General features: G+C 73.7%; 15 protein-coding genes. 6 read left to right on the top strand and 9 right to left on the bottom strand.

Annotated features, from left to right (window positions below; genetic code table 11):
- Positions 1 to 78: 78 nt before the first annotated feature.
- The 8 genes from ABZ719_RS18735 to ABZ719_RS18700 form a co-directional block, all read right to left on the bottom strand.
- The gene (locus tag ABZ719_RS18735; RefSeq protein ID WP_366726279.1) at positions 79 to 5418 is read right to left on the bottom strand and encodes a type I polyketide synthase; all 5340 of its coding nucleotides are present in this window, start codon (positions 5416 to 5418) and stop codon (positions 79 to 81) included.
- The gene (locus ABZ719_RS18730) at positions 5411 to 5641 is read right to left on the bottom strand and encodes an MbtH family NRPS accessory protein (RefSeq protein ID WP_366726278.1); all 231 of its coding nucleotides are present in this window, start codon (positions 5639 to 5641) and stop codon (positions 5411 to 5413) included. The genes ABZ719_RS18735 and ABZ719_RS18730 overlap by 8 nt, the downstream gene beginning before the upstream one ends.
- A gap of 30 nt (positions 5642 to 5671) precedes the next feature.
- Positions 5672 to 10297 (bottom strand): amino acid adenylation domain-containing protein, encoded by a 4626-nt coding sequence (locus ABZ719_RS18725; RefSeq protein ID WP_366726277.1) that lies wholly within the window; start codon positions 10295 to 10297, stop codon positions 5672 to 5674.
- Positions 10298 to 10369: 72 nt separating this feature from the next.
- Entirely contained in the window at positions 10370 to 11194 is an 825-nt protein-coding gene (locus ABZ719_RS18720; RefSeq protein ID WP_366726276.1) for an SDR family oxidoreductase, read from the bottom strand.
- Complete coding sequence (locus tag ABZ719_RS18715; protein WP_366726275.1) at positions 11191 to 12321, bottom strand: M20/M25/M40 family metallo-hydrolase; 1131 nt, start codon at positions 12319 to 12321, stop codon at positions 11191 to 11193. Before ABZ719_RS18715 ends, ABZ719_RS18720 begins: the two co-directional genes overlap by 4 nt.
- Complete coding sequence (argB, locus tag ABZ719_RS18710; protein ID WP_366726274.1) at positions 12314 to 13192, bottom strand: acetylglutamate kinase; 879 nt, start codon at positions 13190 to 13192, stop codon at positions 12314 to 12316. Before argB ends, ABZ719_RS18715 begins: the two co-directional genes overlap by 8 nt.
- 78 nt (positions 13193 to 13270) lie before the next feature.
- Positions 13271 to 14251, bottom strand: coding sequence for an N-acetyl-gamma-glutamyl-phosphate reductase (gene argC / locus ABZ719_RS18705; RefSeq protein ID WP_366726273.1), 981 nt, complete (start codon positions 14249 to 14251; stop codon positions 13271 to 13273).
- Positions 14252 to 14253: 2 nt separating this feature from the next.
- Positions 14254 to 14433: a hypothetical protein gene (locus ABZ719_RS18700; RefSeq protein WP_037853601.1), complete on the bottom strand. Its 180-nt coding sequence runs from the start codon at positions 14431 to 14433 to the stop codon at positions 14254 to 14256.
- A 201-nt stretch (positions 14434 to 14634) separates the two neighbouring features.
- Between ABZ719_RS18700 and ABZ719_RS18695 the strand changes: the two genes are divergently transcribed.
- The 6 genes from ABZ719_RS18695 (at position 14635) to ABZ719_RS18670 (ending at position 19598) form a co-directional block, all read left to right on the top strand.
- Positions 14635 to 15957, top strand: a complete 1323-nt coding sequence (locus ABZ719_RS18695; RefSeq protein WP_366726272.1) for a DegT/DnrJ/EryC1/StrS family aminotransferase — start codon at positions 14635 to 14637, stop codon at positions 15955 to 15957.
- A gap of 86 nt (positions 15958 to 16043) precedes the next feature.
- Entirely contained in the window at positions 16044 to 16889 is an 846-nt protein-coding gene (locus ABZ719_RS18690) for a transketolase (protein ID WP_366726271.1), read from the top strand.
- Entirely contained in the window at positions 16886 to 17908 is a 1023-nt protein-coding gene (locus ABZ719_RS18685; protein WP_366726270.1) for a transketolase C-terminal domain-containing protein, read from the top strand. The genes ABZ719_RS18690 and ABZ719_RS18685 overlap by 4 nt, the downstream gene beginning before the upstream one ends.
- Positions 17905 to 18174: an acyl carrier protein gene (locus ABZ719_RS18680; protein WP_366726269.1), complete on the top strand. Its 270-nt coding sequence runs from the start codon at positions 17905 to 17907 to the stop codon at positions 18172 to 18174. The genes ABZ719_RS18685 and ABZ719_RS18680 overlap by 4 nt, the downstream gene beginning before the upstream one ends.
- Positions 18171 to 19382, top strand: coding sequence for an acyltransferase (locus ABZ719_RS18675; protein WP_366726268.1), 1212 nt, complete (start codon positions 18171 to 18173; stop codon positions 19380 to 19382). Before ABZ719_RS18680 ends, ABZ719_RS18675 begins: the two co-directional genes overlap by 4 nt.
- A gap of 3 nt (positions 19383 to 19385) precedes the next feature.
- Positions 19386 to 19598: an acyl-CoA carboxylase epsilon subunit gene (locus tag ABZ719_RS18670; RefSeq protein ID WP_366726310.1), complete on the top strand. Its 213-nt coding sequence runs from the start codon at positions 19386 to 19388 to the stop codon at positions 19596 to 19598.
- Between the two features lie 188 nt (positions 19599 to 19786).
- Here ABZ719_RS18670 and ABZ719_RS18665 read toward each other — a convergent pair whose 3' ends face one another.
- Positions 19787 to 20188 (bottom strand): PaaI family thioesterase, encoded by a 402-nt coding sequence (locus tag ABZ719_RS18665; RefSeq protein WP_366726267.1) that lies wholly within the window; start codon positions 20186 to 20188, stop codon positions 19787 to 19789.
- Positions 20189 to 20244: the final 56 nt, after the last annotated feature.

The following is a 20244-nucleotide window of genomic DNA, read 5'->3' as shown; positions in this document are numbered from 1 at the left end:
GGACAGGTGGGTCGCGCCGTCCCGGGCCCGGACGGCCCGGGGTGGCGAGATCGTCGTCACCCCGGGCCGGTCGGCCGGTCAGCCGGCCGCGGCCGCCACGGCGTCGAGCTGCTCGGAGGTTCCCGACTCGCCTCGCGGTGCCGGAAGTCCGTCGACCGGGACGGTCTCATCGGCGTCCGCGGCGGCACCGCCGACCTCGGCGGCGAGGAACTCCGCGAGGGCGCGGACCGTCGGGTTGCTCCACAGGATCGTCGGCGGCAGGTCCACCGCGAAACACCGGTGCAGTCGTACCCGGAGGGCCACGGTGAGCACGGAGTCGACACCGAGTTCCAGCAGGGGCTGGTCGATCGCGATGTCGTCCACCGCCAGGTTCAGCTCGGCGGCCACCTGCTCGTGGGTCTCCTTCAGCACCAGTTCCGGCAGTTCGCCGGCCGGCACGGTGGCCCAGTCGACACCCCCGGCGTCGGCGCTCTGCGCCCCCGCGTCGGTGACGGACAGGTGGGAGAACACCGGCAGCGTGTGGTCCGGCATGACCCGCATCACCGCCGCGTAGGGCAGCGCGAACCGGTCCGCGTACGCCCAGCTGCGCAGCGCCTCGGAGACGGTGATGCCACCGAGTCCGCGGGACTCCGCCTCCAGGATCGTCGCCCTGCCGGTGGTCTCGCCCATGCCGCGTCCGATCCACTGCGCCCACGCGAAGCTCGTCGTGCCCGTCTCCCCCCGCGAACGCCGCAGGGCGGCGAGCGCGTCGAGGAAGGAGTTCGCGGAGGCGTAGCTGACCTGGCCGGTGAGCCGTGCCAGCTGGCCGCACGAGGAGAACATCGTGAAGAAGTCCAGCGTGCCGGCCGGGAAGAGCCGGTGCAGGACCATCGCGCCGTCGGCCTTGGGACCCATGGTGGTGTCCAGGTTCGCCGCACCGGTCTTCTCCACCAGTGCGTCGGAGACCACACCCGCGCAGTGCACGATGCCCCGGACGGGCGGCATGTCCAGAGCGCCCGGGTCCAGGGCACGGGTTGTCGCCTCGGCGTCGGAGATGTCCAGGCTGAGGACACGCACCGTGGCACCCGCCGCCTCCAGGGCGACGACCGCGGCGATCTGCGCCGCCACGGCGGGATCGTCCACCTGGGCCCACCGCGACCGGGAGGGAAGGCCCCGCCGGCCGATGAGCACCAGACGCCTGGCGCCCTGCTCGACCAGATGGCGCGCGGCCTCCAGGCCGAGCGCGCCCAGACCGCCGGTGACCAGGTACGTGCCGTCGGGGCGGCAGTCCACCGGTTCGCGCTCCGCGGGCCGCGCGACCTGGCGCAGCCGGGCGGCGGTGACGCCTTCGGCGTCGAGCGACAGTACGTCCTCGGTGTGCGGCAGAGCGCCGATCAGCGAGGCCGCCTGCTGGGGCTCGACGCCCTCCGCGGCGTCGATCACGCCGCCCCACAGGTCGGGGCGCTCGCCGGCGACGATGCGTCCGGCGCCCCACAGCGGGGCGTGCGCGAGCGCGGCTTCCGTCGCGCCCGCCCGTACCCCGCGGGTGAGCGCCCACACCCTGGGCCGCCGCTGCTCGTCCGGGACGGCCGCCACCTGTTGCACGGCGTCGACGAGCAGTTGCGTGCACCGGCGCGCCGCCTGCTCGGGCGCCTCCCCGGGCAGCAGTGCCTCGGGCGCCACGACGACCACGTCGGCGCAGGTGAGCGAGGCGTCACCGATCGCGGTCGCGTCCGCTGCCGCCCGTGCCCGCACGCCGCGCGCGGTGAGCGCCTCGACCAGGGCGGGGGCGCCGGCGGCGCCGCCCACCACCAGAGCCCGCGAGGGGACCGGCGCGTCGGCGGGGATCTCCACCGGTTCCCAGGCGAGTTCGTGCACCAGGTCGCGCGGGCCGACCGCGCCGGAGCCGATGTCCTGGACCTTGACGTAGCGCAGCCCCCGGGCCTCGCAGACCACGGTGCCGCTCTCGTCGGCCACCGTCATGCTGATGGTGTCCGGGGTCCGCGGGTCGCGCACGGTGTGCACGTGGATCCTGGGCGGCGGGGGGCCGACGAACGACAGGGACTCCAGGTGCGAGCAGGTGCGCAGGACGTTCGAGTTCTCGTCCATCACCAGCACACCGCTGGCGGTCAGCGCGGCGTCGACGACCGCGGTCCAGCTGGAGGGGTGCAGCTTCGGCGTGTGGTCCACCGTGATCGTGGAGAACTGCTCGTCCTCGCCGCGCAGGAGCTCCTCCACGACCCAGGGGAAGGTGTAGCCGTCCACGCCCATGGTCCGGAAGATCCCGTCGACCTTGGCCCAGGTCCAGGACACCGGGCAGCGGGCCCGGATGACGTCCGGGTCCTCCATGGGACTCGCCCCGACCTCCGGCTCGTGCACGACGGTCGCGGTGGTGTGGGTCAGCCACTCGTCGTCGCGGACGCCGCCGCTCTCCTGGTCCCGCTTGATGCGGCTGGCGAGGCGCACCTTGTCCTGCTCCAGCACCACCTGGACCACCCGTGTCGGGTGCGCGGCCAGCGGGATGCGGAAGACGATGTCGCGCAGTCCGCAGGCCCGTTCGCCCTCGTTGGTGGCGGCGCCGATGAACGAGTTGAGCACCACGGAGGCGGGCACCGTCTCCACGCCGACGACCTTGTGCGACTGCGCGTACGGACGGTTGTCCATGTGCAGTTCGGTCTGCCAGACGCGCTGGACCGGAGCGCTGGCGACGGTGGTGCGCGCGCCGATGAGCGTGTGGGTCTGCGGGTCGTGGCCGAAGCCCGCGCCCCGTTCCGGTGCGGTGTCCGGGAAGATCCAGTACGGCCTGTGCTGCCAGCGCACCGCGGGGACGTCCACGAGGTCACCGTCGTAGGACCAGGTGACCGGGGTGCCGAGGCTGTGGAGCCGGGCCAGGTTGGCCAGCACGGTGCGCTGCTCCGGCTGTTCCCTGCGCAGGGTGATCGCCACGTGGGCGTCGGTGACGCCGGCGTCCAGTGCGGTCTCGGTGATGGAGTGGGCCACCACCGGGTGCGAGGAGACCTCCAGGAAGACCCGGGTGCCGTCGTCGAGCGCGGCGCGTACGGCCTGGTGGAAGCGGACCGGGTCGGCCAGGTTGGTGGCCCAGTACTCGCCCTCGCGGGGAGCGTCGGAGCGCGGGTCGGCGAGGGCGGTGCTGTACAGCGTCACCCGGGGTGTTCCGGCCCGCAGTGCGGCGGCGGCCCCTCTGACCTCGTCGAGGATCTCCTGTACGTGCGGGCTGTGGAAGGCTACGTCGGTGTTGACCCGGCGGGCCTGGATGCCGTCGGCCGCCAGGTCCGTGAGCAGGGCCTCGACCGCGGCCGTGTCGCCCGACACCACGGTCGACAGGGGGCTGGCGGCGATCGCCGCGACCACGCCGTCCCGGTCGGCGACCCGCTGTGCGACGTCGTCGAACGCCATGGGCACCATCGCCATCGCGCCACGCCCGGCGACCTTTTCCAGGGCGCGGGCGCGGCGGCAGGCGAAGCGTGCCGCCTCCGCGCGGTCCAGGCTGCCGGCCACCGCGGCGGCGGCGATCTCGCCGACCGAGTGCCCGATGATCGCGCCCGGACGCAGGCCCAGGTCCGTCCACACCTCGGCGAGGGCGACCTGCATCGCGAAGGTCATCGCCTGGGTACGGACGACGGTCCACGGGCCGCCCGCCTCGATCGCCTCGCGCGGGGTCCATCCGAGCTCCTCGGAGAAGACCGGGGCGAGTTCGTCGATGACCTCGGCGAACACGGGCTCGGTGGTGAGCAGTTCCCGGCCCATGCCGGACCACTGCGCGCCGTGCCCGGAGAAGACCCAGGCGGGCCCGGCCGCGCCGCCGTCACCGAACCCGGACGCGGACTCCAGGACCACGGCGGGCGAGTTCTCGCCGTCGGCCAGCGCGTCCAGTCCGCCCAGCAGTTCCTCCGTGGTGCCGGCCACGACGGCGGCCCGGCGGGAGAGATGGGAGCGGCGGGCGGTGAAGGTGTGGGCGAGATCGTCCAGGGCGGTCTCGGGGTGTGCCCGCAGCCACGCGGCGACCGAGCCGGCCAGTCCTCGTACGCCCTGCTCGGAGGCGGCGGACAGCGGGAAGACCCGGGGGCGGGCCGGGGCGGCGGCAGCCGGGCGCGCGGTCCTGTCCGGGCGCGGTGGGGCCTGCTGCAGTACGGCGTGTGCGATCGAGCCGCCCACGCCGTAGCTGGAGACTCCGGCGCGCATGCCGTGTTCGCCCCGCGGCCACGGCGTCGGCTCGGCGACCAGGCGCAGTCCCCGGGACTCCAGTCCGAGCGCGGGGTCGGGCTCCTCGTGCGGGCTGGGCGGCAGTTCGCCGTGGCGCATCGCCAGCAGGACCTTGATCACGCCGGCGATGCCGGAGGCCGCCTCGACGTGGCCGACGTTCGGCTTCAGCGTCCCGATCAGCAGGGGGTTGTCGCCGTCCCTGCCGGGGCCGAAGACGCTGCCGATGGCCTGGGCCTCGGCGGCGTCACCGAGCTGGGTGCCGGTGCCGTGCGCCTCGACGTACTGCACCGTGCCGGGGTCGATGCCGGACCGCCGGTAGATCTCTTCCAGCATGCGCTGCTGGGCACTGCCGTTCGGCGCCATCATGCCGTCGGAGCGGCCGTCCTGGAAGACACCGCTGGCCAGGACGAGTCCGTGCACCGGGTCACCGTCGCGCACCGCGTCGGACAGCCGCTTGAGCACGACGACCCCGCCGCCCTCACCGCGCCCGTAGCCGTCGGCCGCCTTGTCGAACGACTTGCTGCGGCCGTCGGGGGAGGTCGCGGAGGCCGCGTCCAGGGCCACGACCAGCGCCGGCGAGGCCATGATGTTGATGCCGCCGACGATGGCCACGCTCGTCTCGCCCCGGTGCAGGGCCTGACCGGCGACGTGCAGGGCGGTCAGGGATCCGGCGCAGGCGGTGTCCACGGCCATGCTGGGGCCGTGCGTGTCCAGGAAGTACGAGATGCGGTTGGCGATGCCGTAGAAGGTGGTGCCGTTCACGGCCCAGGCGCCCGTGCGGTCCAGGTCTTCGAGCAGGCGGCGGCCGTAGTCGTTGGAGTTCGCCGCCACGTAGACGCTCGCGTCGGTGCCGGCCAGCGAGGCCGGCGGCACTCCGGCGTCGCACAGGGCTTCCCAGGCCAGTTCGAGCATGATCCGCTGCTGCGGGTCGATGTACTCGGCCTCGCGGGGGGTGATCTGGAAGAACTCGGCGTCGAAGCCCTCGATGTCCCGCATGAACGAGCCCTTGCGGGTGGTCGTGCGCAGGATGTCGCGGGTGCGGCTGTCCGTCACGTACGGGTCCCAGCGGCGGCCGGGCATCTCGCCCACCGCGCTGCCGCCGGCGCGCAGGAACTCCCAGAGCTGGCCGGGGGTGTCGAGGTCGGGGGCGAACCGGCAGCTCATGCCGATCACCGCGAGGGGCTCCATGGGCGGGTTCTGCACATTCTCAGCCAACGCGCTCTGCTCCCTTGTCGTCACCGGCGCGGCGCAGGCTCAGCGGCCGCAGATCAGTCCATACCTCGGCTATGTGTGCCAGGCAGTCGCTCTTGGGGCCTTGGAAGCCCTCGGCGGCCCAGCCGGCCGGGACGTCCTGCCCGGCGGGCCAGATCGAGTACTGCTCCTCGTGGTTGCGCACCACGAGGTACGTGCGCTCGTCCGAACTCACTCCCACTCCCATCGGTCATGCGGTGATGTGCGGTCCTGCGGATCAGCCGCGCGGGGGCCGGACTTCCTCCCGGTCGTTCCCGGCGGCCGGGAAGGACGCGTCGAGCGTCCGGATGTACCCGGCCAGCTGGGCCGAGGAGTACAGGGCCCGGGTGCGCAACAGCTCGTCCAGCTCACCGGGGTCCACGGGGGCGGTGAAGCGGCGCAGGGTGCGGGGGGCCGTGGCGGACGGATCCGCGGCCAGCCGGGCGGCGGCCTGCCCCGCGATGCCCGCCACCCAGACCCGGCCGGGGTCCAGGTCGCCCACGGCGGTGTACCACGCGTGGTCCGGGCAGGGGCTCAGTTCATGACCGGCGGCGCGCAGCGCGGCCAGCAGGTCCCGCGTCGTGCCGGCGGCCGCCGGGACGGCGTCCAGGTAGCGGGTGCCCGGCCCGGTGTGATCGCGGTCGGCCAGCAGCACCGCCCGGGCCACGGCGTCGGCGGGCAGCGCCTGGAACAGTTCGTTGCCCGGCTGCGCGAAGCTCTCGGGGTAGCCGCTGGTCTCGATCATCGCCCGGCACCAGCTCCACACGGCGTCGGCGGGGTTGATCTGGTAGCGCCGCTGATCACCGAAGACGCTGGGGATCCTGATCACCGCGGCGGGTACGTCCAGTTCGGCCGCCAGGTGGAGGTACTGCTCGGCCATCGCCTTGGAACGCACGTATCCGTTCGCGGCGGACGGCAGTGCCTTCAGCGGGCCCGGCGGCACGGTCGAGCCGGGCGGGTACGCGGCGGAGTCGGCCACCGAGCTGGTGGACACCAGGGTGAGCGCCGAGCGGCGGCCGCGGGCCGCGAGTTCCAGCAGGCCTGCCATGCAGTGCGTGTTCGCCGCGGCCAGTTGCTCGTACGGGTAGACATGGTTGACCCAGGCCGCGGTGTGGATGATGCGGCCCGCCCGCTCGGCCAGGCGGTCGCGGTCCGCTCCGGCGAGGCCGAGGCCGGGCGCGGCGATGTCGCCGTCGACCAGTTCCAGCCGTGCGGCGTGCTCCGCCTGCCACAGCCCGAGGTCCGTCATCCCCGCCACCAGCTGCTCCCGGCGGGCGCTCCCCCCGCGGAGCAGGCAGATCACCCGGGCGCCCGCGGCGAGGAGTTCGGCGAGCACGAACCGGCCGACGAAGCCGGTGGCGCCGGTGAGCAGGACGGTGTCGCGGTCCGCGTCCGGCCGGGCCCCCGGGCGGGGGATCCCGGCGGTCCGGGCAGCCAGGTCGGCGCGCACGTCGACGAGTTCGGCCGCCGCGTCCTGTCCCGGCTCCGGCGCCGCGGCCCTCTGCACCGCGGCGCGTGCCGCGTCCACCTCGTCGGCCAGCGGCTGCAGTTGAGGGCGGCGGAAGAGGGTCTCCACCGGCATGTCGACGCCGAAGGCCGTGCGTATCCGGGCGACGAGGTGCATCACCATCAGGGAGTGTCCGCCGAGTTCGAAGAAGCTGTCCTCGCCGCCCACCGCGGGAACGCCGAGCAGCTCCTGCCAGATCCCGGCCAGTTGCCGCGCGGTGTCGCTGCGTGGCGCCTCGCCGCGCGGTCCGGCCGGCTCCGCGTGCTCCTTGCGGTCGGCCAGGGCCCGGCGGTCCAGCTTGCCGTTGCGGGTCAGGGGCAGCTCGTCGAGGACGGTGACCGAGGCGGGCACCATCCATTCCGGCAGGGAGCGCAGCAGGGTGCGGCGGATCGCGGTGCCGCTGACGCCGGCGTTCCCCTCGGCCGGTACGACGTAGGCCGCAAGGGCGGCGGCGCCCACCCGGTCGCGTTCCACCACGACGGCGGCACGGGCGACGGCGTCCAGGGCGTCCAGGGCCGCCCGGACCTCACCCGGCTCGATCCGGTGCCCGCGGATCTTCACCTGGTCGTCGGCGCGGCCCAGGTAGACGAGCTCTCCGTCGCCGCGGCGGACCGCCAGGTCGCCGCTGCGGTACATGCGGGCTCCGGGTCGTCCGGCGAACGGGTCGGGGAGCATGCGCGCCGCGGTCAGCCCCGGGTTGGCGACGTAGCCCAGGCTCACCCCGTCCCCTCCGACGAAGATCTCCCCGGGGACGCCGGTGCCGACCGGACGCAGTGAATCGTCCAGCAGGTACAGGGACAGGTCGGCGAGCGGAGGTCCGATCGGGGACGCCGTCCCGGTGAGGTCCTTCTCGCGCACCGGCCGCGCGGTGACGTGCACGGTGGTCTCGGTGATCCCGTACATGTTGATCAGTTCCGGCCGCCGGTCGCCGTACACACGCGTCCAGGGGCGCAGCGCGGTGGGGTCGAGTGCCTCGCCGCCGAACACCACGTACCGCAGCGCCGCCGGGTCGGGGTGCTTCAGCAGGGTCTCGCTCACCTGGCCGAACGCGGACGGCGTCTGGCTCAGCACGGTGACCCGCTCGTCCCGTACGAGCTCGGCGAAGACGTCGGGGGCGCGGGTCGCCCACTGCGGGACGATCACCAGCCGGCCCCCGTGCAGCAGCGCGCCCCAGATCTCCCAGACGGAGAAGTCGAAGGCGTAGGAGTGGAACAGGGTCCACACGTCGTCCGGCCCCGTACTCAGGTGCCCGCCGCAGGCGGCGAACAGCCGCAGCACGTTGCGGTGCGTGACGAGCACGCCCTTGGGGCGGCCGGTGGATCCCGAGGTGTAGATGACGTAGGCGGGCGCGTCCGCGGGTACCTCCACGGGAGCCGGGCCGGGGGCCTGCTCCCGCCACACGGGGTCCTGCCAGTCCACCACGATGACGTGCGGCCCGCCGTCCAGGGCCTCCAGCGCGGGTGCCGACGCGGTGGCCGGGGTGGTCAGCACGGTCCGGACCCGGCACTCGGTGAACTGGTCGGCGGTGCGTCCGGCGGGGTTCTCCGGGTCGACGGGCAGGTAGGCGGCGCCTGCGCGAAGCACGCCGAGAACGGCGGCGGGCAGGTCCACGGTGCGGTCGAGGACGAGGCCGACGATGCTGCCGGGTCCCTCTCCCCGCTCTTGCAGGGCGGTGGCGATCCGGTCGGCCCGTGCGGACAGTTCCGCGTAGGTGAGCCGGTCCCGCTCGTCGGAGACGGCGGGGGCGTCGGGCCGCCGGGCCGCCTGCGCGGCGAACGCACCGTGCAGGGTCGGTGCCGGCGAGGCGGCGTCGCCCTCCGCAGTGACCGGCGTGCGCGCCGGGATCACCACGGACTCGCCGGGCGCGAGCATCTCCAGGTCCGCCACCGGGGTGTCCGGTGCGGCCAGCCCGGCGCGCAGCAGCGTCTCCAGCCAGCCGGCCCAGCGGGCCACCGTCTGCGCGTCCAGCAGTTCGTCGTCGTAGGGCAGGTACCCCACGACCTCGTCGCCCTCGCACCACAGTTCGGCCATCAGGTCGTAGTGGGTGGCTCCGCCGTCGAGTTCGGCGAAGGTGACGTCGACGCCCGGCATGGCCGGCGGGGTGGGGGCGCCGTCCCGCAGCGAGAAGGAGGTCTGGAAGACCGGTGTCTCCCCGGGGCGCCGCGAGGGCTGGAGCTCGCGCACCAGCATGTCGAAGGGCACCTCCTGATGGGTCATCGCCTCGCTCAGGGCGGTGCCGGTGCGGCGTATCAGGGTGTTCAGGTCCGGCCGGTCACCGACCTGGACATGGATCGGCAGCCAGTTCAGGAAGTACCCGATCATCCGCTGCATCTCCGCCCGCGGCCGCCCGGCCACCGGTACACCGACCACCAGCGAGTCCGACCGCACCAGACGGGAGAGCAGGGCGATGTACCCGGCGAGGAACGCGCCCAGGAGGGTGGTGTCGTGCCGCCGGGCCGCTTCGCGCAGCCCGGCGACCAGTTCGGCGTCGAACCGTACGTGGTGGAACCGTCCCTGGCTGCCGCGGACCGCGGGCCGGGAGCGGTCGGTGGGCAGGTCGAGACTGTCCGGGGCGCCGTCCAGGCGGTCGCGCCAGTGGTCGAGGGTGCGCCGCATCGTGGTGCTGTCGACCGTGGCCCGCTGCCAGGCGGCGAAGTCGGGGTAGTGCAGGTCGAGCGGGGGCAGTTTTGCCGGTGCCCCGAGTTCGCGGGCGTACAGCCTGCCGAGGTCGTCGAGCAGGATGCCCAGCGACCAGTTGTCGGAGACGATGTGGTGCTGCACCACGGCCAGCAGGTGTTCGTGTTCCCCGGTCCGGTACAGCGTGCAGCGCACCAGGGGTCCTTCTTCGAGGTCGAAGTCCTCGGCGACCAGTGCGGAGGCCTGCTGCCGGGCGGCGAGGGCGGGATCCGGTGCGGTGCGGCAGTCGACCCGCTCCAGCGGGAGTCCGAGCCGTTCCCGTACGACCTGGTAGGGGCGGCCGTCGCGCTGCCGGAACACGGTGCGCAGTGCCTCGTGCCGCCGGCCGAGCTGCTGCAGTGCCCGCTCCAGCGCGTCGGGGTCCAGTTCGCCTCGCAGGCGCAGGGCGACCGGGACGTGGAAGATCTCGCGCCGGGTCAGCAGCTCGTACATGAACCACAGCCGCTCCTGCTCGAAGGAGCAGGGGGCCTCCGGCGCACCGCCGGCGCGGCGCGTGATGCCGAGGCCGGCGCCCTGACGGGCCAGCAGTCGCTCCACCAGCCGGCGCTTGTCCGGGCTGAGTCCGGCCAGCCGCGAGCGCAGTGCGGCGAGATCGGGCGGCACCGCGGCGGCCACCGGCGTGTCCGGCAGGGAGCGTGGCTGCTCGGTGGGCAGATCCATGGCGGAGGACTCCTTGTCGGGTCGGCGGTCCGCGGTGCGGCCGGTCGTTCGCGTGGACGTGGTGCGGGCGGCTCAGTGGGCGGTGAAGCCGCCGTCCACCAGGAGTTCGGTGCCGGTGACACCGCCGGACCGGTCACCGGCCAGCCAGAGGCAGGCGGCCGACACCTCCGCGGCGGTGACCAGCCGGCCGATCGGATGCAGCGCCGCGGACGTGCGCTCGTAGTCGGGCAGTTCGGCGCCCATCGACGCGGCCACCGCGCGGGTGCTGCGGGTGCCGAGGGCCGCGTCGTCGGCCACGGTGGTGGGACAGACCGCGTTGGCGCGTATGCCGTGGCGTCCGTACTCCAGCGCGATGGACTTGGTCAGTCCGATCACGCCGTGCTTGGAGGCGACGTAGTTGGCGTACCGCTCGAAGGCGACGCGCCCGCCGGTGGAGGCGGTGTTGACGATCCGTCCGCCGCCCCGCTCGACCATGTGCGGCAGCACCGCGCGGCAGGTGCGCCACGTACCGCTCAGGTTGACGTCCAAGGCCAGCTGCCACTGTTCTTCGGTGAGTTCGTGCACCCGCACGCCGCCGGGACCGAGGACGCCCGCGTTGTTGAGCAGGACGTCGATCCGGCCGAACGCGTCGAGCCCGGCGTCCACCACCTTGTCCACCTCCGCCTGGTGGCGTACGTCGGCGACTCCGGTCAGGACGCGGCTGCCGAGCCTGCGGCAGGCTTCCGCGGTCTCCTCCAGGTCGCGCCGGCCCGCCATCGGGTAGGGACCGTCGTCGGGGGCGCAGCGGTCGAGGAGGATCAGGTCCGCGCCTTCGCGGGCGAAGGCCAGCGCGTGCGACCGGCCCAGCGCGCGAGCGGCACCGGTGATCATGGCGACGTCGCCGTCGAGCATCATCATGCCTCCAGCAGCTCGGGCGCGCCGGTGGTCCGCGGCGGCGCCGCGAGGCGGCTCGCGAGCCGGGGCAGCGCGAGGGCCAGGACGTCGATCGCGCGGTACAGGTCGCCGAGCGGGATGTGTTCGTCGGTGGTGTGGTCCAGGTGGGCGTCGCCCGGCCCGTAGGCGGCCATGGGGACGCCCCAGGGGGCGAGGGTGTTCATGTCCGAGGTGCCGGCCTTGCGTTTGAGCGTCGGCCGGGCCCCCTGGGCGGCTATCGCGGCGCGCAGCTGGCTCACCACGGGGTCGGTGCGCGGCCGGGTCACGCCGGGGACCCGTTCGTCCACCAGGATCCGGCTGTGCGGTCTGCTGCGGGCGAAGCGTTCCAGCGCGGCGAAGTCGAACCCCGGCGGCACCCGGCAGCTCAGGAAGGCCTCGGCCTCGGCCAGATCTCCGTGCAGGCGCACGAGCGTGGCGGCGGCGACGCCGAAGGCGATCGGGTCGTCCTGTCCGGGCGTGAGTCCCCGCAGGTACTCCTGGATGTCGTGGGCGAAGCGGGCGGCGCGCTCCACGGCGGTCGGCTCCGGGCTGCTGGTGTGCAGGGGAGGCCGGCTGATCTCGTAGCCGATGCCGATACGTCCCTTGTAGCCCAGGCAGACGCCGTCCCAGCCGCTCGGTTCACCGATCACCAGCGCCGCCGGGGGCGGCACCGTGGCCAGCACGTGGTGGGCGCCGCGGGATCCGGCGACCTCCTCGCCGACCGCGCCGATCACGTGCACGCGCACTCCCTCGGTGCGGGCCGCGGCACAGATCATGGTGACCATGGAGCCCTTGGCGTCGACCGCGCCGCGGCCGTAGAGCAGATCGCCGACCTGGACCACCGGTATCTGTCCGGGGACGGTGTCGATGTGTCCGAGCAGCATGACGGTGGGACCGGTGCGCGGGCCGGTCAGGCCGTGCACGTTGCCGACCTCGTCGACGTACGAGTCGAGGCCCAGCTCGGCCATCCGGTCGGCGAGGAAGCGGGCGACGGGCAGTTCCCGGCCGGAGACCGAGGGGATGCCGAGCGCGGCCCGCAGGAGCCAGGCCGGGTAGTCCTCGTCGCCCGCCGCGGGGCGGGTACGGTCGGCGGTGCGCTGATGGTCAGCCATCTCCGTGTCCCTCCCCTTCGTCGCACAGCCTGCTGCCGGTACCGGACAGGGCCTGGAGGATCGGCCGGTGCAGATGTGCCGCGCCGATGGCCACCTGGCGCACGGTCCTGCTGGCCCTCAGTCCGGCGCGCACCTTGTGCCGCATCCGTCCTCGGACGAGGTCGCCTTCCAGGTGGTGCGGGCCCACGCGCGCGATCCGGGTGGCGGGGTCGCCGAGGTCGGCCAGGACGCCGCCCACATCGGTGAGCAGGACCAGGGCCGACGCGTCCAGGGCGGTCGCCAGCCGGGCCGCGGCCTCGTCGGCGTCCACGTTGAGCAGGTTGCCGGCGGCGTCGCTGGCCGGCGGGGAGACCACGGGGACGTGCCCCCGGTCCAGCACCGCGCGGACCGGCACGGGGTCGACGTGCTCGATGCGGCCGGACCGGTCGTCCCGGATCAGTACGGTCCGGCCGTCCTGCACGGAGCGCAGGGCCGGTCTGCGGGTGGCGGTCAGCAGGGCGCCGTCCGCGCCGCTCAGGCCCACCGACCGTGCGCCGCGTGCCCGTAAGCCGCTGATCAGACGCGGTTTCACCCGGCCGAGCAGGGCGAGGGTGATGACGTCGAGCATGGCCTCGTCCGTGCGGCGGCTGTGCGTGCCGTCCGGGGACCTGATCATCCCGCGCTCCACGCCGAGTTGTTCCGACAGCCGGTCGGCGACCGCTCCGCCGCCGTGGACGAGCACCGTCGGCCGGCCGGCGAGCGCCAGCTCGGCCACCTCGTCCAGTACGGGCTCCGGGTCGCTCCCGCCGCCGATCTTGACCACGATCGGCCCGGCGCCGGCGAACTCGCCGATCAGCGGGTTCGGTTCGTGCTCCCTCAGATCCTGCGTCACGTTCCCCGCTCACCTCCCCTCGTCTCGTGCCGCTGTTCCCCTCGCGCCGTTCGGACGGCCCGTGTTCACGGGCCGGCGTCAGGCGGGGTGCAGTCCGGGGAATTCCAGTCCGGCGTCCTGGGGCATCCCGGCCGCCACGTTCAGGCTCTGCACCCCGCCCCCCGCGGCCCCCTTCACGAGGTTGTCCAGCGCGGCGACCAGGACGATGCGGCCGCCGTCCTCGTCCACGGCACAACCGATGTCGACGAAATTGGTGCCGCCGAGGAACTGCGGATCGGGCATCCGGTGCACCCCGCGCCCGCGGGCCACGATCCGGACGAACGGGTGGTCGCGGTAGGCGCGTTGCAGCACTTGCAGCACCTCGCGGCGGGTGACCGGCCGCGGGGGTGTGACATGGCAGAGCACCTGCGCGCCGCGCACCGTGGGGACGGCGGTCACCGTCATACGGGCCCGCACCCCGGCCAGTGCGGCGATCTCCTTCTCGTGCCGGTGGCCCGCGGGCCTGTAGACCCGGAAGGCGTTGCCGCGCTCCGCGTGGTGCGAGGCGGGGCTCGGCTCCGCCCCGGAGCCCGATGACCCGGCCCGGGCGTCCACCACCACGTCACCGGCCACCAGACCGCCGCGCTGGACCGGAGCCAGGGCCAGGACGGCCGCGGTGGCCATGCAGCCGGGCACGCTGATCCGGGTGGCGCCGACGAGTTCCTCGGCGAACAGCTCGGGCAGGCCGGTCCGGTAGGGGGTGCCGTCCGCCGAGGGCCGGCCGCCCCGGAAATCGGGGCTCAGGTCCACGATGGTGGCGGCCCGGCCCGCCACCGCCGTCTCCACCTCGGCGGAGGCGCCGGAGGGCAGGGCCAGGAACGCCGCGTCCACCGGCTCCAGCTCCTCGGGGGAGCGGAAGGTCAGGGCGAGATGATGCAGGTTGGGGTGCACCTCCGCCACCGGCCGGCCCGCATGCCGCCGCGAGAGGGCCTGTCCCAGTTCCAGCTTGGGGTGGGCATGCACCAGCCGCAGCAGTTCACCTCCGGTGTATCCGGCCGCGCCGACGACGCTCACCTTCACGGCTACTCGCCCCAGTCCTCTTCGACCTCGGGAGCGAGGGCCAGCACCACGGGCCCGGTCGCCACGACCTCGAGCTCGCTCGAACACTGTCCGCAGACCACGATCTCGGCGGCGAGCACATCAGGGCGTACCTCCAGCGTCCCGGCGCACTCGGGACACGGCACGCTCAGCGCCGTAGTCATGTGTTGCCTCCTGTAGATTGTGTGATGAGCGTCTCCAAGAACACTGCAGAAGCTAACACAGACTCCACAAGGGCACACCCCCAAAGATCAGTTGATTCAGACTGTCGACAGTCTCTCCAGGATGCGGCAAGAATGGGGCGCCGAGTACGCAGACTCTGCACGGTGGGGAACTCGCAGCCGTACGACCGGAGGTGCCCGTCCATGCCCGAGCTCGCCCACGCCACGTCCCGCCTGGCCCTGCTCGGCGGAGACCGGGCCGTACCGAGGGACAGCGCGGGCGGCACCTGGCCCCTCGTCACCGCTGCCGACGAACGGGCCGTGCTGCGGGTGCTGCGCGAGGGCCCGCTGAACGCCGCCTCCCCCGGAGAACGCGAGGTCGGCGGCCTGGAACGGGCCTGGGCGCAGGCCACCGGGACCCGGCACTGCGTCGCCGTCGCCTCCGGCACCGCCGCACTGCATCTGGCCCTGCGCGGCTGCGGGATCGGGCCGGGCGACGAGGTGATCGTCCCGGCACTGACCATGAACGCGACGGCCCACGCCGTGTGCGCGGCAGGCGCCACACCCGTGTTCGCCGATGTGGAACCCGACACGTACACACTCGACCCGCGGTCCGCCGCGGCGGTCTGCGGACCGCGGACCGCCGCGCTCCTGCCGGTGCATCTGCACGGACTGCCCGCCGACATGCGGGCGCTGGACGAACTGGCGGGACGGCGGGGCATCCCCGTCGTGGAGGACGCGGCCCAGGCACACGGCGCACAGCTCGACGGGCGCCGGGCCGGCGCCCTCGGCAAGGCCGGCTGCTTCAGCCTGCATCCCCACAAGAACCTGCCGAGCTGCGGTGAGGGAGGCCTGATCACCACCGACGACGACAGCCTGCACGAACAGCTGGTACGGCTGCGCAACTTCGGCGAACTGGAGCCCACCGGGGCCCGCAGCTACATCGCCCACCGGGCCGCGCTCAACGCCCGGATCACACCGATGGCAGCCGCGTTCACCCGCTCCCAGCTGGCCCGTTTCGACGACTACGCCCGCCGCCGCGAGCCGGGGATCCGCCGATTCCTGGACCGGCTGGCCCAGCTGCCCGGACTGCGGGTGCCACAGGTCCCGGCCGGACGCACCCACGCCTGGCACATCCTGCGGCTGATGCCGGACCCGGAGGCGTTCGGCCTCGGGCCCGCGCACCGCTGCGCCCTGCGCGCCGCCCTGCACCGGATCCTGCGGGCGGAGGGTGTGCCCGTGTCCCGGTACCAGGTCGCTCCGCTCGCGGCGCAGCCCGCCTTCCGTCCCCCCGGGGTCTCCGCGGCGGACGCCGCCGACCGGGTGGACGCCCTCCTTCCGGTGACCGTCGCCGTCGTCGACGGATCGCTGTGCCTGCAGCGCCGGCACCTCGACCCGGCCGCCGGACCCCTGCTGCAGTCGTACGCCGACGCGTTCGAGAAGGTCTGGGAGCACCTCGACCTCGTCCGCCGGATGGCCGCCTCCCGCGCCGCTCCCGGCTGGCGTGAGGCGCTGCGCCAGGGGTGAGCCACCCGCCGCTCCCCCGCCGGTTCCTCCGCCCCACGTCCTGGTCCACGCCCCGGACCCACGCCCGTCCGAAGGGAATCCGCACGATGGCCGTACCCCTCACCGGCCCACCGCAGCCACCCGCCCCCGCGCCGCCACCGCAGCCGATCGCCCCGGCGGACATGGCCCGGCGGATCCGCCAGGACGTGATCCGCATGGCGGGCGGGCCCGAGGGCGCGCACGTCGGCGGCAGCCTCTCGTGCGCGGACGTACTGGCCGTCCTGCACACCCAACTCCTTCGCCCGGGCGACTCGTTCGTGCTCAGCAAGGGGCACGCCGCCCCCGCGCTGTACAGCACGCTGGTCCAGCTCGGCAGGCTCCCGGCGGACGAGCTCGACAGCTACACCGCGCCGGGCAGCCGGCTGTTCGGTCACCCCTCGCACGACCTGCCCGGGGTCGAGTTCGCCACCGGTTCCCTGGGACACGGACTCGGCCTGTCGGTGGGACTGGCCATCGCCGAGCAGCTGCACGGCGGCGACGGACGCGTGTACACCCTGCTCGGCGACGGGGAACTGCAGGAGGGCAGCGTCTGGGAGGCCGCCCTGCTCGCCGGTCACCGCAGGCCGCCCGGGCTGGTCGCGGTGGTGGACCGCAACGGGCTGCAGATCACGGGCGGTACCGAGGACTGCGTCGGACTCGAACCGCTGGACGCCAAGTTCGCGGCATTCGGCTGGGAGACCCGCACCGTCGACGGACACGACCTGGCCGCGCTGCACGAGGCCCTGCAGCCGTCCCCGGGCGGTCCGGTCGCGGTGCTCGCGCGCACCGTGAAGGGCCGCGGGGTGCCGTTCCTCGAGGCCCGCGTGGCCGGTCACTACGCCAAGCTCAAACCGGCCCTGGTCCGCCGGGCCCTGGCCGCGCTCGGCCACCCCGCGCAGGGAGGTACGGCGTGACGACGGCGCACCCCGCCGAGCAGGCCCCGCAGCCGGTCCTCGGCCCGGACCCCCGGGCCGCCTACCGCGAGGCGTTGCTGGAACTGGCCGCTGCCGACAGCCGCGTGGTCTGCCTCGACTCCGACACCGGCGGCCTGGAGAACACCTTCGGCGAGCGCTTCCCGGACCGGTACGTCAATGTCGGGATCGCGGAGGCGAACCTGATGACGGTGGCCGCCGGACTGGCCCGCCGCGGATTCCTTCCCTACGTGCACACGATGGCCGCCTTCGCCACGATGCGCGCGGGCGAGTTCCTCAAGCTGGACGTCGTGGGAAACCGGCTGCCGGTACGGGTGGTGGCCACCCACGGCGGTCTCTCCGCCGCCCACTTCGGCACCAGCCACTTCGCGCTGGAGGACCTCGCGGTGACCCGCGCCCTGTCCGACCTGACCGTCGTCGTACCCGGTGACGCACGCCAGATCGGCGCCGCCACCCGCCAGTTGCACGAGGTGCCCGGGCCCGGGTACCTGCGGCTGGGCCGCTCGGCCACCCCCGTGCCACCGGGGCCGGCTCCCGCCTTCCGGCTGGGCCGCGCCCGGGTCCTGCGCGAGGGCGGCGACGTCACGCTGGTGGCGGCGGGGCCGCTGCCCCTGCTCCTCGCGCTGGAGGCCGCCGCGGAACTGGCCGCCGACGGCACCGAGGCACAGGTCCTGGACCTGCACACCCTGCACCCGCTGGACCACGAGGGCCTGCTGGCCGCATGCCGGGGCCGCGCCGGAGTGGTGACGGTGGAGGAGCACCGGCCCCAGGGCGGACTGGGCGACGCGGTCACCGAGGTGGTCGCCGCCGAACTGGCCCTCCCGGTACGCCGGGTGGCCGTACGAGGCCGTCCCGGCGTGCGCGTCGCCGGCCAGCGGGCCGCGCTGGAGCAGCTCGGCGTGAGCACCGGCGCGGTGGCGGACGCGGCCCGTCACCTGCGCGCAGCACGAGCCGAATCACCGGCGCAGCACACTGCCGCCGGCCCAACCATGAGGGGATGACGATGGCGAGCCCAGGGCTGGTCCACGACGAGGACCGCATCCGTTACGTGCAGAGCGTGTTCCGGCGCGTCCTTCGTCTGGAACAGGACGCGGCCCCCGACGACGACTTCTTCGTGCTCGGCGGAACCTCGCTGGCCGCCATGGAAGTGATCGACCTGATCGAGCGGGAACGGGGCCTGCGCATCCCCGTGCGGAACTTCTACCGCTCCACCGTGGTGCGCGAGCTGGCCCTCGAACTCGACCCGTCCCGCAGGGAGGCCCCATGACCATCCAGAGACCGGCGCCGGCACCACAGCTGTCCGTCGCCACGCCCGGACACCGGGTCCACAGGCTTCCCTCCCTCACCGGGCTGCGGTTCTTCGCCGCGTTCCTGGTGGTGATCTCGCACGTCGGGACCAACCTGCTGCCGCGGGTGGCTCCGGACCAGACGTTCGCGATCAGGGTCCTGTACGAGTGCGGTGCCTTCGGGGTGTCGTTCTTCTTCATCCTGAGCGGGTTCGTGCTGACCTGGGTCGCCCGGGACGAGGACTCCGTGGGGCGGTTCTGGAGGCGCCGCTTCTTCAAGATCTATCCGAACCATCTGGTCACGATGATCGCCGCCCTTGTGCTCGCGGCGGGCGCGGGTCACGCCCTGTCGGGACGTGACGCGAGCACGACGCTGCTCCTGGTGCATTCCTGGATCCCGGACATGAAGCTCCAGTACAACCTGTGGTCGAACACTCCGACCTGGTCGCTCGCCTGCGAGGTGCTCTTCTACCTCGCGTTCCCGTGGCTCCTGAAGCTGCTGCGGAAGATCCCGCCCGCCCGCCTGTGGGTGGCGTTCGCGGTGGTCTACGCCGCGATCTGGGCGGTGCCGCTGGTGGCTTCCTGGATGCCGACGTCCGGGGGCGTCCACCCGGGCACCGGCCAGAACTGGCTCTCCATGTGGTTCATGACGTTCTTCCCGCCGGTGCGGATGCTGGAGTTCGTGCTGGGCATCGTGACGGCGCTGATCGTCGTCAACCGGCGCTGGATCCGGCTGCCGTTCGCCGTGGCCCTCGTGTTCCCCCTGATTCCGCTCGTCGCCGAGGGGAGCATGCCCGACGAGCTCGGGTTCGTGGCGCTCACGTCGCTGCCGCTCGCCTTCCTGGTCGCGGCCGTCGCCGGCGCCGACATCGAGGCGCGCAGCGGCCGGACCTGGCTCGGCAGCAGGCCCCTGGTGTTCCTGGGCGAGATCTCCTTCGCCCTCTACCTGGTGCACTGGCTGGTGGTGGCCTACGGCTGGATCGGCCGCAGCTCCCCCGCCTGGGGGGCTCGGCCGGAGCCCTCGACATGGCCGGGGATCCTCGGTCTGGCCGGTCTGACCATCGTCAGCAGCCTGGTGCTGGCGTGGCTGCTGTACACGCTGGTGGAGCGGCCCGTCATGAAGCGGTGGAGCCGCCCCCGCGCGGCCCGGGGCGAAGGCGTGCTCACCGCCGCTCCGGAACAGGGCTGAGCCCTGTCCCGGCGAAGCGGTCCCGTCTGGTTGCTCCGGGTCGAGAGGGGACACGCGGAGCCCGAGGAACTCGCCGCTCTCGCGGCCCTGTTGCTGGTCTGCGCGGCGGCCCGGCAGCAGGCCGGGGGGGTCCCCTCCCGGGGCCACTCCCCCGCCGGCCGGCGGCGCCCGCTCCGCGTTCCGCGGTTCCGGGCGCCGCACAGCTGGCAGGGCTGAGAGCTGCGAAAGGAACCGGGTTCCGGTCAGCGGGCGGCGTCCGGTGCGTGCGACCGCAGGGCGCCGGACGGTCCTCGCAGCCAAGCTGTGAGGACCGTCCGGCGACGCGGCGGGGCGCCCCGTGCGCCGCCCACTTGTGCCGGCGGCGTCGAGGCCGTCTCCCTTCCGGTCCGTACGTGATGCCGCAGTCAGCGCAGGTTCTGCAGCCGGACCTGTCCACGGGCGACGAGCCGGCCCGCCGCGTCCACCGTCTCCACCGACCAGACCTGTTGGGTGGCGCCGCGGTGGACCGGCAGGGCCGTCGAGGTGAGACGGCCGTCGGCCACGGTCGCGGGAGCGAAGAAGTCCGTGCTGTTGCTGACCCCGACCACGGTCCCCCGGTCGCCCAGCCAGCGGTCCGCGGCCGCGCTGGCCACGGACTCGACCACAGCGCAGTGCACCCCGCCGTGCAGTATCCCGTGAGGCTGCAGCAGGTCGGCGCGCACCGACCAGTACGCCACCGCCTGGTCCGGGTCGATCCGCTCGAACCGCAGGCCCAGGTGCTCGACGTAGGGCCCAAGGCTGCTGTGCAGCTTGTCAGTTGTCGTCATGTATCGAGTATTTCAGCTTTTGTCGTAAGTTCCCACTGCATCTGGAAGGCGGTTCG

The sequence above is a fragment of the Streptomyces sp. NPDC006743 genome (genome assembly GCF_040703815.1).
Classification (GTDB): Bacteria; Actinomycetota; Actinomycetes; order Streptomycetales; family Streptomycetaceae; genus Streptomyces.
The sequence above is the reverse complement of the archived record's forward strand: the minus strand, read 5'-3'. Positions and strand labels throughout refer to the sequence as shown.